Annotated in this window: 15 protein-coding genes and 2 pseudogenes; 9 read left to right on the forward strand and 8 right to left on the reverse strand. The window is 33.9% G+C overall.

The window, feature by feature from the left end:
* Positions 1–30: 30 nt before the first annotated feature.
* Positions 31–159 carry a hypothetical protein gene (locus OPR50_RS07895; protein WP_264339480.1) on the forward strand — a complete coding sequence of 43 codons (129 nt, stop codon included), beginning with the start codon at positions 31–33 and terminating at the stop codon, positions 157–159.
* On the opposite strand, the gene OPR50_RS07900 is transcribed toward OPR50_RS07895, so the two are convergent.
* From OPR50_RS07900 to OPR50_RS07910, 3 genes are all read right to left on the reverse strand, one after another.
* Positions 136–1,461, reverse strand: coding sequence for an IS4 family transposase (locus OPR50_RS07900; protein ID WP_265023871.1), 1,326 nt, complete (start codon positions 1,459–1,461; stop codon positions 136–138). The two genes, OPR50_RS07895 and OPR50_RS07900, sit on opposite strands and share 24 nt — an antisense overlap.
* Before the next feature lie 65 nt (positions 1,462–1,526).
* Positions 1,527–2,165, reverse strand: a complete 639-nt coding sequence (locus tag OPR50_RS07905; protein WP_265024046.1) for a hypothetical protein — start codon at positions 2,163–2,165, stop codon at positions 1,527–1,529.
* Positions 2,131–3,327, reverse strand: a complete 1,197-nt coding sequence (locus OPR50_RS07910) for a hypothetical protein (protein ID WP_264339470.1) — start codon at positions 3,325–3,327, stop codon at positions 2,131–2,133. The genes OPR50_RS07905 and OPR50_RS07910 overlap by 35 nt, the downstream gene beginning before the upstream one ends.
* 313 nt (positions 3,328–3,640) lie before the next feature.
* On the opposite strand from OPR50_RS07910, the gene OPR50_RS07915 reads away from it, so the two are divergent.
* Together OPR50_RS07915 and OPR50_RS07920 are read left to right on the forward strand one after the other, a co-directional pair.
* Positions 3,641–5,272: a recombinase family protein gene (locus tag OPR50_RS07915; protein ID WP_265024047.1), complete on the forward strand. Its 1,632-nt coding sequence runs from the start codon at positions 3,641–3,643 to the stop codon at positions 5,270–5,272.
* A pseudogene (locus tag OPR50_RS07920) lies at positions 5,241–5,399 on the forward strand (magnesium chelatase domain-containing protein); the annotation flags it as partial. The gene OPR50_RS07915 and the pseudogene OPR50_RS07920, both read left to right, overlap by 32 nt.
* A gap of 13 nt (positions 5,400–5,412) precedes the next feature.
* Here OPR50_RS07920 and OPR50_RS07925 read toward each other — a convergent pair.
* Positions 5,413–6,738 carry an IS4 family transposase gene (locus OPR50_RS07925; protein ID WP_265024048.1) on the reverse strand — a complete coding sequence of 442 codons (1,326 nt, stop codon included), beginning with the start codon at positions 6,736–6,738 and terminating at the stop codon, positions 5,413–5,415.
* A 92-nt stretch (positions 6,739–6,830) separates the two neighbouring features.
* Here OPR50_RS07925 and OPR50_RS07930 point away from each other — a divergent pair.
* From OPR50_RS07930 to OPR50_RS07955, 6 genes and pseudogenes are all read left to right on the forward strand, one after another.
* Positions 6,831–8,105, forward strand: a pseudogene (locus OPR50_RS07930) (YifB family Mg chelatase-like AAA ATPase); the annotation flags it as partial.
* An 83-nt stretch (positions 8,106–8,188) separates the two neighbouring features.
* Entirely contained in the window at positions 8,189–8,653 is a 465-nt protein-coding gene (locus OPR50_RS07935; RefSeq protein WP_264339467.1) for a hypothetical protein, read from the forward strand.
* A 238-nt stretch (positions 8,654–8,891) separates the two neighbouring features.
* Positions 8,892–10,088 (forward strand): cell division protein FtsZ, encoded by a 1,197-nt coding sequence (ftsZ, locus tag OPR50_RS07940; protein ID WP_010962790.1) that lies wholly within the window; start codon positions 8,892–8,894, stop codon positions 10,086–10,088.
* Positions 10,088–10,486 (forward strand): EVE domain-containing protein, encoded by a 399-nt coding sequence (locus tag OPR50_RS07945; protein ID WP_007549395.1) that lies wholly within the window; start codon positions 10,088–10,090, stop codon positions 10,484–10,486. Before ftsZ ends, OPR50_RS07945 begins: the two co-directional genes overlap by 1 nt.
* Before the next feature lie 384 nt (positions 10,487–10,870).
* Positions 10,871–11,323: an rRNA maturation RNase YbeY gene (ybeY, locus tag OPR50_RS07950; protein ID WP_010082473.1), complete on the forward strand. Its 453-nt coding sequence runs from the start codon at positions 10,871–10,873 to the stop codon at positions 11,321–11,323.
* An 86-nt stretch (positions 11,324–11,409) separates the two neighbouring features.
* Positions 11,410–12,198, forward strand: coding sequence for a succinate dehydrogenase iron-sulfur subunit (locus OPR50_RS07955; protein ID WP_010082472.1), 789 nt, complete (start codon positions 11,410–11,412; stop codon positions 12,196–12,198).
* A 3-nt stretch (positions 12,199–12,201) separates the two neighbouring features.
* On the opposite strand, the gene OPR50_RS07960 is transcribed toward OPR50_RS07955, so the two are convergent.
* Genes OPR50_RS07960 through OPR50_RS07975 form a run of 4 tightly spaced genes read right to left on the reverse strand, consistent with a single transcriptional unit; the run spans position 12,202 to position 15,635 of the window.
* Positions 12,202–13,338 (reverse strand): hypothetical protein, encoded by a 1,137-nt coding sequence (locus tag OPR50_RS07960; protein WP_010962793.1) that lies wholly within the window; start codon positions 13,336–13,338, stop codon positions 12,202–12,204.
* Between the two features lie 42 nt (positions 13,339–13,380).
* Positions 13,381–14,160, reverse strand: a complete 780-nt coding sequence (locus OPR50_RS07965) for a GNAT family N-acetyltransferase (RefSeq protein WP_265024050.1) — start codon at positions 14,158–14,160, stop codon at positions 13,381–13,383.
* Positions 14,150–14,632 (reverse strand): phosphatidylglycerophosphatase A family protein, encoded by a 483-nt coding sequence (locus OPR50_RS07970; protein WP_006279290.1) that lies wholly within the window; start codon positions 14,630–14,632, stop codon positions 14,150–14,152. Before OPR50_RS07970 ends, OPR50_RS07965 begins: the two co-directional genes overlap by 11 nt.
* A gap of 19 nt (positions 14,633–14,651) precedes the next feature.
* Entirely contained in the window at positions 14,652–15,635 is a 984-nt protein-coding gene (locus OPR50_RS07975) for an NAD(P)H-dependent glycerol-3-phosphate dehydrogenase (protein ID WP_264339466.1), read from the reverse strand.
* Positions 15,636–15,690: the final 55 nt, after the last annotated feature.

The raw sequence follows: 15,690 nt of genomic DNA on the forward strand, positions 1-15,690 counted from the left end.
TTGTATATAATGTTGACCTTGGAGGTTTTTATGAATAATAGTGAGAGAAAAGAAAAATTGGAAACTCGTATTCTATCAAGCAGAGGCAGGTCTTTATTGGATCACGAGCTACTAGAACGTACCATACGCGTCAAGTTAAGAGATTGTGAGCAAATTTAGAGAGGTTAAAGTGGATACTCTAGCCCTTCTACGTTTGTCTTTTAATGAAAATCGCGACCAAGTTATAGTGAGTTTTTTAAGAAATGCTTTTAAACTATTAATTTTGGTTAATACTAAAAATAACTCTCTAACCCGCCTTTTTAGCTCAATAAATGCCTTTGTTAAGCTAAGTTCTGTATTCTTTTTCACTTCTGTGCAACCAACTATGCCGTGAAATATAAGAATTGCGCACAATTTAGCATATAGTTCACATAATACTCTGCATGGCTTTCCTTTTAGCTTATCAAGCCTGATATGGCTTTTATACAATTTAAATAATAACTCAATTTGCCACCTTACTCTGTAAATCGTTAATACTTGCTCAGCACTAATTTTATTTTCTGGAACATTAGTTATAAATATTGACCAGTTCAACAATTTTTGATTTCTTTTAGAGGATGTATATCCCTGCGATCTTGCTAATCTATTAGCTTTCCTTCTTCTGGCCATAGACTGTTCTTCAGTTAGTTTCTGACATATAATTCTTACTCTAATTTTTGCTTCTTTTCCTAACAATACCTCGTTTTCTAAAAATAACTTATCCTCTAAACATTCTAATAACTCCATTTTTTGATTTGTTTCTACATCATATATGTTGGTATCGGATTTATAACGACTTATGAAATAAGCTCCTATTTCATTGATTTGTTTAAAAGAACTTGGCACAAAATAACCGAGATCAGATATTAGCAAATCATTGCTTAATATATTACTTAAATGTTTCCTATATCCCTGGTCTGATCTTACCCCCTCCGTTAAATTAAGTTGGTCTATTATCTGATTCATGTAGTCGAAAACTAATTGTAACTTTATTCCAGACTTAGTATTGCTTTCATAGCCACTGTAGCTAGTACCATAACCTTTATACATCTCTTCCATACTGTTAGGTAGAGTAATATAGCTACTGTCCAATAATTTAACACTATTAAATTGCTGTAAGATTTTGCAATCAACTTGCAAGATATTTTTAAAGAGAATCACAGATTCATTATACATCCTTTTCATAAATTCCACTGCTTCTTCAGTAAATCTAAAATCCAAACCTTGTTTTGTTATATCTATCGAGTCCTCGTTTAGTAATTGACACATTGTTTCTACGCTACAATTATCAACTCCTATATTACCCAAGACCATGGCTTTTACGAATGATGAACCTTTTAGCTTTCTCTTTCTTTTTATAAACCTTGTTGTAATTGAGATTTTCTCTGCTTTTTCATTAAAAATTTCTTTGAGCTTTTTTGATAAGCAAGTTATTTTATTCATTGGTTCTCTCACTAAAAGTATATCTGGGAGAACTTATACCTTATTATTCTATCTCTTTCATACCTTTATTTCCTTAACTTGACGCGTATGATCTCAGTTACAGTCTTAAGCTGACAAAACAGTTTCACCATTGGCACTACATATAGATTCAGTAATAGATTTGGTATATCTTTTTTTAGAGTGATGAGAACTCTAGGGTGGACTCTAAGTTTATCTATAGTTAAAAATATCGCATCAGTACAAAAATCAAGGATTATTAGATTTACAATACGACCTTGATTACAAATATAATAAACTCCTTTTTCCACTTTTTCCCACATAAGTTTTGAATCATTCAACTTTGTTTCAAACCAGTCTATGACCTTTTCTGTATTTAAGTATATGGATAAGAGATGAAATCTCTGTTTTTGATAAGTATTAGGCAGAATATGACGAGAACAGTTTTCACAAATAGCGTCATCACATGCTTCATCAAAGTCTGAATCGATAAAAATCTCATTGCTACAACTTGAATCAATTACATTTGGCCAATCAAGATGATCTTCTTCACGAGAGCAAACAATATAATACCTTTCTTGCATTTTTATCAATCCAAGATCGAATAAGTATCTTGCTGCTTTAATATGATTTTGGCTTGGATTAATCCAGGAACCATTTGAACTTAAAAGATCAGCAATTTGCTCGTGAAAGAATTTTAAGACCATAAGATTGTTCCATATGTTTCTTCAGGTCCTCTCTTTCTTTTTTATTGAGTGGATGCTCTGAATAATAAACTTCCCCACTTATTTTGAAAGAAAATGTTACCTTTTTGTTTTGGAACATTACTTTAGCTGATTGAATAGATTGTAGTATGTTGCCAATAGCTGGCTTTAAAATATGTAACTCTGGTGCAATAGGATCATACGGTTTTACACTTAAAGTAAGATATGTATTACTATTTTTAAAATAATCTGACTTAAAATTTAACTCAAATATACAAATGTCAGGGTCAGAACCATCTATACATGCTTGAAGAAACTTATGCACTTGTAGTGGAAAGTTCTTATCTTTTATATTTACGAAAGTACATTCGCAGTTAAAATACCCACTTACAATGCTATTTGCTATTTCCACAGCTTTATTAGTATTTTTAGCACAGAGATTAACCTGTGTACCATCAAGCGAAAAATCTAAAATCATCCACTCAGGTTTATGACCATGAACAACTTTATTTGAATTAAGCAGTAAATCCATGTCACTTCCTCGACGTACAAACATATATATTCGATCTTGGTGATGGAAAAAACCCTGCAACTGGTCATCATCCTTAAGTATCTGCTCTACAGCTTCTTGTGACATAAATTCCTTAAATGAAGTATGTATTTGTCTTGGTGATTTCTGTAAAGCAAATGATACGAAACCTTTCTTTTGTACTTTATCAAAGTGATAGACAGATTTTAGAAGTTCACAATTTATGTGAAATAGTAAAAACAATAAGGATCTTTTATCATACTTGGTATTGTTTTTTACCAGGTACGATCTCATTAACTTCTCAGTCAGAGCAAATCTTGCTACTTCACTAACTGTAGCCTCAAGTTTTGTACGATCAAAGTAGCTAATGAGATAATAGTCAAAAAGAGAGTCAGAGTAACTGGTAAGTATCTTACGTTTTTGTTGAGTGGATCTATCGTCATAATCTCCGTCCTGAAAAAGTTGCCCATTTAAATGCTTTTTAAAGCAATGCTGAAAAATGATGCTCAGTTGTTTACCAGAAAGCGAATCTAACCAAAATTGACGTACATTAGAATCCTGAAAACGTTCTAGTAAAAGGTTAACAGGAACTTCTAAATCACTCTCCCAGAATTCATTACTTGGATAAACATTCATGATACTTTAAATAAGCTATATCATACATAATATGATAATTTAAGCAAAGATTTTTTGGACATAATTTTTTCAAATCTTGTATATTTAATTAGGGAGAATGTGTGTAAACTAGATAGCTTTCTTACAATAAGGTGTGCATTGGTTTAGTTTAATAGAAGTCTCCTAACCTATAAAAAAATTCACAGGAAGAAAAACATGCAAAAAGGGGAATTAACTATTAATTGCCGTTATGAACCTCACAGGTTGGCGGGTACATATTTGGCAAATGCTTATGAACAATTATTGAAATGTAAAACAAAGGAGGTAGAAGAAAATGACAACGGTAAGCTTGTATGCAAGAGTTTCATCAAGACAACAGGCACAGGAGAATACAATAGAGAGTCAGATTGTAGAATTGGAGCGTCGCATTAGTAGTGATGGACATGAATTGTTAGATGAGCATAGGTTCATCGATAATGGTTACAGTGGATCAAATTTAGAACGTCCTGGCTTAGAGAGTTTACGTGATAGAGTAGCAGAAGGTAAGATTGATAAGATATACATTCATTCACCTGATCGGCTATCACGTAAATTTTCATATCAAATGATCTTACTCGAAGAGTTTAAAAAGGCTGGATCTGAAATAGTATTTTTGAATCATAAGTTTGATGATAATCCGGATTCCCATTTATTTCTACAGATTCAGGGAGCAATAGCAGAGTATGAACGTGCAAAGATTATGGAACGAAACCGTAGAGGTAAACTTCATGCGGCCAAAGCTGGGTGTATAAGTGTGATGGGTAGGGCGCCTTACGGTTATCGCTACATAGCAAAACATGTAGGTGAAGGAAGTGCTCAATTTGAGGTTGATGAAGAAGAGGCAAATATAGTGCGTAAAATATTTAGTCGGGTTGGCCAAGAAAGAGCAAGTATAGGAGAAGTTGTACATGAACTGAATAAGATACCGGTAATAACACGAACAAGAAAAAGGTATTGGAAAAGGAGCACTATTTGGAACATGTTAAGAAATCCTGCTTATATAGGAAAAGCAGCTTATGGTAAAACTAGGACATGCTCAAAACCACAAGTAAAAAAGTCAAAAAAAGGAACTTGTGGTAAACTTAAAAGTGGTCGCTTTAACAGTGATAAAGAGAACTGGACTTATATTCCAGTACCAAAAATAATCAATGAGCCTTTATTTGATTCAGTACAGGCACAACTAACTGAAAATAGGCAAAGAGCAAGAGTACGACAAAGAAGAGAAACATATTTATTGCAAGGTTTAATGGTATGTCAACGTTGTCAATATACTTATTGCGGTACAAACCACGTTCATAAAAAGTCGACATATTATTACTATCGTTGCTCTGGTACAAACTCTAGCAAATTCAATGGCAATAAAATCTGCGATAATAAATCAATACGCACTGATGTATTAGATGGAGTTATATGGGAAGAAGTCAAGAGTATCCTGAAAGAGCCAGATAGGATTGCAAATGAATATCAACGTAGATTGTCAGAGAACAAAAAGCCTTTACATAATCAAACACGTGAAAAGCAAGAAAGTAAGCTAAGATTAAGTATCAAAAAATTTATTGATAGCTATGCCAAAGGGTTTATAAGCCAAGAAGAATTTGAACCAAGAATCACAACAATGAAACAACATTTGAAAGAAATTGAAGAAGAGAAAGAAAGAACACTCGATCAAAAGAAGTTACAACAAGAATTGAGCCTTGTTACAGATAGCTTGAAAAACTTTTCCTCAAGTGTTGAATCAAAACTTGATCTGGTAGATTGGCAGACTAAACAAAATATTATTAGAATGTTAATTCATCAAATTGAAATCAACCACAACCACTTATACATAGTATTTCGCATAAAAAGTCTTGCAAATTTTGATCAAAATAGGCATAATAGAATTATGCAATGTTGTACTAGCAGTCAATATTGTTGGCTTGCCGGATAAAACTGTTGCAGAATCCAGAGAGCGCATCAGAGCAGCGTTAAATTCAATCAATCTACTACTACCTCCAAAAAGAATTACAGTTAATCTCTCCCCTGCGGATTTGCTGAAAGAAGGCAGTCATTATGACCATACGCGTCAAGTTAAGAGATTGTGAGCAAATTTAGAGAGGTTAAAGTGGATACTCTAGCCCTTCTACGTTTGTCTTTTAATGAAAATCGCGACCAAGTTATAGTGAGTTTTTTAAGAAATGCTTTTAAACTATTAATTTTGGTTAATACTAAAAATAACTCTCTAACCCGCCTTTTTAGCTCAATAAATGCCTTTGTTAATCTAAGTTCTGTATTCTTTTTCACTTCTGTGCAACCAACTATGCCGTGAAATATAAGAATTGCGCACAATTTAGCATATAGTTCACATAATACTCTGCATGGCTTTCCTTTTAGCTTATCAAGCCTGATATGGCTTTTATACAATTTAAATAATAACTCAATTTGCCACCTTACTCTGTAAATCGTTAATACTTGCTCAGCACTAATTTTATTTTCTGGAACATTAGTTATAAATATTGACCAGTTCAACAATTTTTGATTTCTTTTAGAGGATGTATATCCCTGCGATCTTGCTAATCTATTAGCTTTCCTTCTTCTGGCCATAGACTGTTCTTCAGTTAGTTTCTGACATATAATTCTTACTCTAATTTTTGCTTCTTTTCCTAACAATACCTCGTTTTCTAAAAATAACTTATCTTCTAAACATTCTAATAACTCCATTTTTTGATTTGTTTCTACATCATATATGTTGGTATCGGATTTATAACGACTTATGAAATAAGCTCCTATTTCATTGATTTGTTTAAAAGAACTTGGCACAAAATAACCGAGATCAGATATTAGCAAATCATTGCTTAATATATTACTTAAATGTTTCCTATATCCCTGGTCTGATCTTACCCCCTCCGTTAAATTAAGTTGGTCTATTATCTGATTCATGTAGTCGAAAACTAATTGTAACTTTATTCCAGACTTAGTATTGCTTTCATAGCCACTGTAGCTAGTACCATAACCTTTATACATCTCTTCCATACTGTTAGGTAGAGTAATATAGCTACTGTCCAATAATTTAACACTATTAAATTGCTGTAAGATTTTGCAATCAACTTGCAAGATATTTTTAAAGAGAATCACAGATTCATTATACATCCTTTTCATAAATTCCACTGCTTCTTCAGTAAATCTAAAATCCAAACCTTGTTTTGTTATATCTATCGAGTCCTCGTTTAGTAATTGACACATTGTTTCTACGCTACAATTATCAACTCCTATATTACCCAAGACCATGGCTTTTACGAATGATGAACCTTTTAGCTTTCTCTTTCTTTTTATAAACCTTGTTGTAATTGAGATTTTCTCTGCTTTTTCATTAAAAATTTCTTTGAGCTTTTTTGATAAGCAAGTTATTTTATTCATTGGTTCTCTCACTAAAAGTATATCTGGGAGAACTTATACCTTATTATTCTATCTCTTTCATACCTTTATTTCCTTAACTTGACGCGTATGGTCATTATGACTTGGCTATTGCTATTGGACTACTTGTTGTAATGAATGTGATACCAGTTGAAAAAGTTCAGTCTTATATCATTATGGGTGAGCTTGCCCTTGATGGCAGAGTTATTCCAGTTTCAGGTGTGCTGCCAACAGCAATTAATGCAAAAAAGGACAATAAAGGAGTAATTTGCCCGAGAGGAAATGGTGTAGAAGCTGTATGGGTGAAGAATGTTTCAATTCTGGCTATAGAGAAATTAACTGATATTATCAGACACTTTAAGGGTGAGCAATTAATTCAGCCAGTAATTTTTAATTATAGTGATGCACCCAAAGAAAAAAGATTGGTTCCCGATATGAAGGATATCAAAGGCCAAGTTGTTGCAAAAAGAGCAGCTGAAATTGCAGCAGCAGGTGGGCATAATATGCTTCTTGTTGGCCCTCCTGGTACTGGAAAATCAATGCTTGCTAAGCGCTTTATAGGATTGCTGCCTGATTTAACCGAACAGGAGATGATTGATGTTAATATTATTTCCAGCATAACAAAAACTGGTAATGAAATATTCAAAGTAACTCGTCCCTTTCGTGAACCTCATCATTCATGCTCTATGCCAGCGATGATAGGGGGAGGAAAGAATGCAAAACCTGGAGAAATTACCATGGCTCACAATGGCGTGTTATTTCTTGATGAGTTGCCAGAATTTCCAAGACTTGTGCTTGATTCTCTGCGCCAACCACTTGAAGATAGAAAAGTTACCGTTGCAAGGGCAAATGCTCACATAACCTACCCTGCAAATTTTCAACTGATTGCTGCAATGAACCCTTGCAGGTGCGGTTATTTAGGTGATGCAAGCAGATCGTGCAACAAAGCTCCAAAGTGTGGCACAGATTACAAAAACAAAATATCAGGCCCATTGCTTGATAGAATAGACATATGCATTGAAATGCCAAACGTTAGCATACTCTCTCCTGAAATCTCTGTGGAGGGAGAAAGTACTAAAATCATAAGAGAAAGAGTGATAGCAGCAAGAAAAGTTCAAACTGAGCGCTATAGTGAATTAAATATTCGTTGCAATTCAGAAGTAAGCGGTGAAGCATTTAATAAATTTACTGAACCAGATCAGGCAGGGTTAGAATTGCTAAAATACGTACTGAAAGAAAATTACATTTCCAATCGAGGCTACACACGCGTATTAAAAGTTGCAAGAACTATTGCAGATCTTGCAAAAAGTGAAGAAGTAAAAAGAGCACACATTGCTGAAGCGCTCAATTACAGAATAAAGGTATATTAAAAAATTAGTTTACTTGACAGGCAATTTTTTTTACTATATGCTTCCTTAATGAAATTTTAACATTCTATTTAAGGAGTAGAGTTATGGCATTAACAAATTATGAGTATAGAAAAGGGGATGGCATTTTTCATGCTATTTCAGAAGGATATATACGAGCTGAAAAATACTGGGGAATTCCTGGTGGAGCTGGTGGAGCTGGTCAGTACGCTATGCATAATAAAGGGAGAACAGCATTATTTCCGCTTGCAGTTGCAAGTGTTGTCTTTACAGCAATGCATATGAAAGCAGGCTTTGTTAGTGCAGCAGAAGCTTCTGGGTTTCTTGCTAAGACTGCCAGTTACTTTGTTGGAACAAATCAAGCAATAGCTGCTTCATTACCTGGATTTATCGGAACAGGTGTTGCTGGTCAGATAGTTGCGGGTGCCATAATGGCAATTGCTGCAGCTGCTGTTCTTTATGGAACATATCAAATTGCCTCAAAATTAAAAGATGTTGCGGTTGAAGCATTGAAAGGGGAAGAGAAAGATAAGGAAGCTAATAATCTTTAACAAAATAAAAAGGGATAGGTTTCTGTCCCTTTTTATAAACGTTTTCTATTTTTTGCATCGGTTAAGTGATGTCATCTAAGAATCTAGTTATTATAATTAACGGCACTTATTAGTATAAATGTTAAGAATAAGTAAATCCCGTTTACTGTTTACGCCTATAGAAGTGAAAAGTATTTGCATATTATTAAAAAAGCGGTAACTTATTATCAAGTGAATTCGCTAAATTTGAGTAATTTAAATGTCTATTGATCTTAGTCTGCCGGAGTTACCTATATTGCACCCAAGGATTACCGTTGTGGGAGTGGGTGGTGCTGGTGGAAATGCTGTGAATAACATGATCCAATCTAATTTGCAAGGAGTGAATTTTGTTGTCGCAAATACCGATGCTCAAGCACTAGAAAAGTCGTTATGTGATAAAAAAATTCAGCTTGGCATTAATTTAACTAAGGGGCTTGGTGCTGGTGCTTTGCCTGATGTTGGCAAAGGTGCAGCAGAAGAGTCAATTGATGAGATTATGGAGCATATAAAAGATAGTCATATGCTTTTCATCACAGCAGGAATGGGCGGTGGTACTGGAACCGGTGCAGCACCGGTAATTGCAAAAGCAGCCAGAGAAGCAAGAGCCGCAGTTAAGGATAGAGCGCCAAAAGAAAAAAAGATATTGACTGTTGGAGTTGTAACTAAACCGTTCGGTTTTGAAGGTGTGCGCCGTATGCGCATTGCAGAGCTTGGACTTGAAGAACTGCAAAAATACGTGGATACACTTATTGTCATTCCAAATCAGAATTTATTTAGAATTGCAAATGAAAAAACTACATTTTCTGATGCATTTAAACTTGCTGATAATGTTCTGCACATTGGCATCAGAGGAGTAACTGACTTGATGGTCATGCCAGGGCTTATCAATCTTGACTTCGCTGATATAGAAACAGTAATGAGCGAGATGGGCAAAGCGATGATCGGCACCGGAGAGGCAGAAGGAGAAGATAGAGCAATTAGTGCTGCAGAGGCTGCAATATCTAATCCATTGCTTGATAATGTATCAATGAAAGGTGCGCAAGGAATATTAATTAACATTACTGGTGGCGGAGATATGACTCTGTTTGAAGTTGATGCTGCAGCCAATAGAGTGCGTGAAGAAGTAGATGAAAATGCAAATATAATATTTGGTGCTACTTTTGATCAAGCGATGGAGGGAAGAGTTAGAGTTTCTGTTCTTGCAACTGGCATTGATGGTCGCAATAATAAATCAGAAACTTCACCTATAAGTCAGAGCGAAGACTCAGAGAAAGAGAAATTTAAGTGGCCATATAGTCAAAGTGAAAGTACACAAGACAAAACACTGGAAACAAAACCAGCTGAACAGGTAAGCGAAGGAGCTAAGTGGGGCAGCAATATCTATGATATACCAGCTTACTTAAGAAGAAAAAAATAATGCAATTTTGGCTACTTAAGTCAGAGCCAAGTGAATACTCATGGCAAAAAATGGAAAAGGAGCAGGTAGTTGAGTGGGATGGTGTGCGCAATTATCAAGCTCAAAATTACATGAAAATTATGAAAGCAAGCGATCTTGCGTTTTTTTATCATACAGGTAAAGAGAAAGCAATACTTGGAATCGTTGAAGTATTTAAAGAGTATTATCATGTTAATGATCCCAAGTTCGGATTAGTGAATGTAAAGTTTTTGAAACCTTTAAATAACCAAGTAACGTTGAATAATATAAAACAAAACCCACTTTTGAAAAATATGACTATATTAAAACAACCACGTTTATCAATTGCCCCAGTTTCGGAAATTGAATGGAATGAAATAATAAGGATGAGTGATGTGTAATACCTGTCATTTCAGTTCCTAAATGATGTCATCTCAGCACACAACGCACAGCTGTATGAATATTTGTCTCGAAGGCAGTGCATTAAACGTTATAGCCGATTTTGCATCAAACACAAAGGTGTCATTCCAGTGCTTGACACTGGAATCCAGCCTTAATGCAACCACATTAAAGCCGTTGTGTTTTAATATAAGATTAGCTACTTTTATATTCACTAACTTGATGTCTAATCAAAATTCCTGGATCCCAGTGCCTAGACACTGGGATGACATCCTTCTAGTGTACAATATTCGTACAGTTGTGTACATGACACAAGGGTCTATAACTCTTCTTTTTTGGATTCCAGTGTCAGCTATTTGCATGACACCCTTACTGATGTGTCACTCATGTTAGAAGTAAATATTCTTGACAAGAAATGGTGCAGCATTATAGAAAATCCTAAAAATTTTGTATTAGGTGTCATCAATGCTTCTCTAAAAGAATTAAAAATAGACCACTATAAACCAAATATATCAATAGCTCTGGCTGATGATGACTTGCTACATCAACTTAATTTAAAATTTAGAGAAATGGATAAGCCAACTAACGTACTATCATTTCCGTATGAACAATTGTCTAATGAGTGCGATTTAGGAGACATAGCAATTTCAATAGACACAATAAAAAGAGAATCGCATGAGTATTATATACCCATTCTTGCTCACATTGCACACATGTTAGTGCATGGATTACTGCATTTACTTGGTTATGATCACCAAAAAAAAGATGAAGAAATTATAATGAAAAATCTAGAAAGAGAGATTTTAGCTTCGCTTGGCTACAATATGTGTGCGATTTAAAAGGAATTTAATAAAAATATAGTAGATGATAATAAAATATGTTATCTACAAAGGGTTTTAGCTATAAACAATAAAAGGTAAGTGATATGGTTCAGTTTTCTTTGCCAAAGAATTCTAAAATTAATCAAAAGGGCAAAATTTATCCTATTCCTGCTAGAGCAAAAAACATCAGAAGATTTCAAATTTACCGTTGGTCTGCTGATGACGAGAAAAACCCTAGAATAGACACATTTTTTATTGATATGGATAGTTGTGGCCCTATGGTACTTGATGCATTAATAAAAATAAAGGATGAAATAGATTCGACTTTAACTTTCAGACGTTCTTGTAGAGAAGGCATATGTGGATCTTGTGCCATGAATATTGACGGAACCAATACTCTTGCATGTACTAGATCTATACATGATATAAAAGGTGACGTAAAAATATATCCATTACCTCACATGTATGTAATAAAGGACCTAGTCTCGGATTTGAGCCAATTTTATGAGCAATACAAATCAATTAAACCTTGGTTACAAGCAGATAAGCCTGCCCTACCAAATAAAGAATACTCTCAATCTTCTGAAGATAGAAAAAAATTAGATGGCTTGTCCGACTGTATATTATGTGCTTGCTGTTCGACTGGTTGCCCAAGCTACTGGTGGAATAGTGATAAATTTTTAGGACCAGCAATACTATTACAAGCTTACAGATGGATTGCTGATAGCCGTGATAATAAGACAGGTGAAAGACTTGATGTTTTAAACGACCCATTCAAGTTGTATCGTTGTCATACAATAATGAATTGCACAAAAACTTGTCCTAAAGGACTTAATCCAGCAAGAGCAATAGCGAAAGTAAAACAGCTCATGGTAGAGAGAGAAGGAGTTTAAGTATTATCTTTTGCATTCTTCGTAAGAGAACAGCAAACCTTCCGAAGCGTAGGGTATTGTTAATACCCTGAACGCTTTTCCGTTTGTGAAGTGCATCGTATCATCGTACGATTCAAATAATTTTTTGAACAACTCATGTCTTTGGTTACTAATAGTTTGAAAATCCTCTTTTTCTAAAAGCTTTTTAGATTCGAAGAGGTAAAGCATAACTTCGTGATAAGTTGGGTAAGATGCCAAAAATTTTGGGTCAAATTGAAAGGTTTTTATAAAAGCATTATTATAAAATTTTAGCTTTTGATTCTTACTATATATTACTATAGCAACCGGTAACCTCTCAAGCAAATTTTTCTGTGTAGCTAAATAACTGTTTAATTCAGTATATAATTTCTCTGCATCACTAACATCTTTCCCATACATTACTATGCTACCAGAACCTTGTATTGGAATTTTAACAAAATCGAAAACCTTAGGTTCGTTCTTATAAGTTATGACATGTCTTCCTGGTTTTGTGCTATGAGCGCTACCGGTAATAGCAAATTTCTTAGAACCATCTACATATTTATCATAAAACAAGTTATAAAATTCCACCTTTCTACTCTTGTTATATCTTAGTATTGGAAATGGTAAAGAGTTGAAAACGTTTTTATAGCTCTCCACTTCCTGTGTAAGCTTACTATTTTCTAACTCAAGTCCGTTAGCCTTTATCTTACAGTCTGAGACATTCCTTATCCATAACAGCACACCTATCACATTGTTAGAATCATCTATTATGCTTCTACCGTAACATATGCAATAAACCTCACTGTCTTTTGACTTTAAATCTAGAGTAAAAGATTTATTTATTTCCTTTGCCTCAACAAAATTTTTGATTAAGCTTTCTGATTGCTCAAAAAAATTCACAAACTCATTAAATGAGTAAAAAACAGTATTAAGCAAAATTAGTAAATTGGGAGAGAACTTTTCTATACGTTTTTTTGCATCCCAAATATAAAACCCATCATTCACAGTATCAATTAAATTATTTATGATAACATTTTGATGCTGTAAGTTCTTAATCTTATTACTAATTTTTAATTTAGAATAAGAGAGAAAGAATAATATTAGAATCAATATTAAAACCACTTCATACAAAAAAAACATAGCACTTTTAAAACAAATGTAAAAATTTGTAACCGCTCAGAATTATGCTGAAGAGGTATATAAGTAAAGATTGCCTAACATTTGAAAGCCCAATCTCTTATAAAGGTTCACAGAAGATTTCATACAATGTGCTACTATATATTTGCATTCAAGCTGTTTAGCTATCTTTATTCTTTCTAAAACCATTTGGGTACCTATTCCACGATTCCTGTAAATTGGTAAAACTCCATCACTATAAAAACCAGCTACGCTATCTTGAACATAAAGACCGCATGTCCCAATAATTTCATTATTTAGTGTTACAAGAAAAAATCTTAATCTTGAGTTCTTATCATCATAATTTGATAATCCGCGAAAAAATGTGCTGACAATTCCAACGCCATGATAAAAAATTTTAGAAGTGTGTAGATCTAACTGTTCTAAGAGGTTGCTACCATTCACAGCATTTAACCTCAAGTTTGGAATAACATCAGCAGGTAGAAAGTAATTTTTCATATTAAGTAAAGCTTTTTTTGGTGTGCTAACGTGTTTTATTTCACACTTTTCTAAAATATCTCTTATTTTCATATGTGAATTTATTACCCATGTTGCTTCTATATCTCTTATTCTGAGATAATCTAGAGTTTTTTGTATAGAAAGCTCGGTACATTGATCTCCACAGAACACAAAATTAAATAATGACTCCCTGGTACCATTTATTGTAAATATGATGTTATCAAATTCATCGTGTACTTCCCACTCAGATAAATTCGCTGTGTACAGTATATAATCCTTTAGATTTTGAACAATTAAGCTTGAATAATAAATTTTTTTATCCTGCATACACCAACAATAAACAATAAAAGGCTCCTATAAGAACACAGGCTAAAATTGCAGCTATAACGTCATCTAGCATAATACCTAAAGGACCTTTGGTATTTTTATCGATTAAATTTATAGGCCACGTTTTTATTATATCAAAAAACCTAAAAGAAAAAAAGCACAACAACAATGAAGAACAATTCATCTCTTGGCTTAACAATATCGAAACTAAAAGTATCGTCAGCAATTGACCAACCACTTCGTCAATTACTACCTCTTTTGGATCACATGAAGTCTTGTAATGTTTTATATAATTACCTGTAGACCATAATCCAATTAAGAATAAAAAAGAAATAATTGCTGCACCTAAAATTTTGTTGCTCAGGATTACAGGAACAAGCGGAAAAGAAGCCAAACTACCCACAGTACCTGGCATTTTTTTTACTGTTCCAGACAGCCACCACGTTGATATTAATTTATATAAAAATTTCACAATATATCCAAATACAAAATTAACTTATAAGAACAGAAAGAGTATCCTCTATAGAGGCGCTTTCATACAATAATCTATAGACCGCTTCACATATAGGCATTTTTATCTTTAGCTTTCCTGCTAAATTAAATATGGACTCAGCAGTGCTAAAACCTTCAATCACTGACTTGCCTTCTGACAAAATCTGCTGAACATTAAAGCCATTGTCACTATTACCTATTTTAAACCCAAAAGATAAGTTTCTTGAATTCAAGGATGTGCATGTCATAATTAGGTCACCCAGACATGCTGGCCCAAGTAGTGTATTTATATCCACACTACCGTCACCAATTTTTGCTGAGTATAAAGCCTTAATTTCGCTCATACTTTTCGTAATCAATGCTGCATGAGCATTAAACCCAAGTTTACTACCTAGAACAATCCCACACGCTATAGCAAAAACGTTCTTTAACGCTGCACAAATCTGTACTCCTATAATGTCGTTACTAAACTCCAATTTAACATTTTCTTGTTGCAGCTCTGATACTAGCTTTGAACCTAATGTGTTATTTTGGCATGCAAGAACCATTGAATAGGGTAATTTTCTTGCAACTTCTACAGCAAAGCTAGGACCTGAAAAAATAGCAATAGGATTGTTAGGTAAAATTTCATTTACTATTTCACTAGGTAATTTTAATGTAGACTTTTCTATTCCCTTACAAGCTAAAATTATTGCTACATCTTTTTTCAGATTATAATTATGCAATTGCTGACATACCTTCCTCAGAGACTGAGTGGGAACAGCGAGGATTGTTACTGAAGCATTAATTGTGTCTTCAATAGCCAATTTTACTGACACATTATCAGAAATTCGACAACCGGGTAGCTTGTCACTTTCTCTTTTCCCGTTGATTGATTCAAATGTAGTTTCATTGTGAGTCCACAAAATCACATCTTTCTTACTACCTAATGAAATTGCGATTGCTGTACCCCATGCACCAGCACCTAAAATTGATATTGCCACACAATATTCCTGGAAATATTACTTATACTTTAAAATAGTAGGATAAGTAAATTAA

The sequence above is a fragment of the Wolbachia endosymbiont (group A) of Epagoge grotiana genome (genome assembly GCF_947251775.1).
Taxonomy (GTDB): Bacteria; Pseudomonadota; Alphaproteobacteria; order Rickettsiales; family Anaplasmataceae; genus Wolbachia; species Wolbachia pipientis.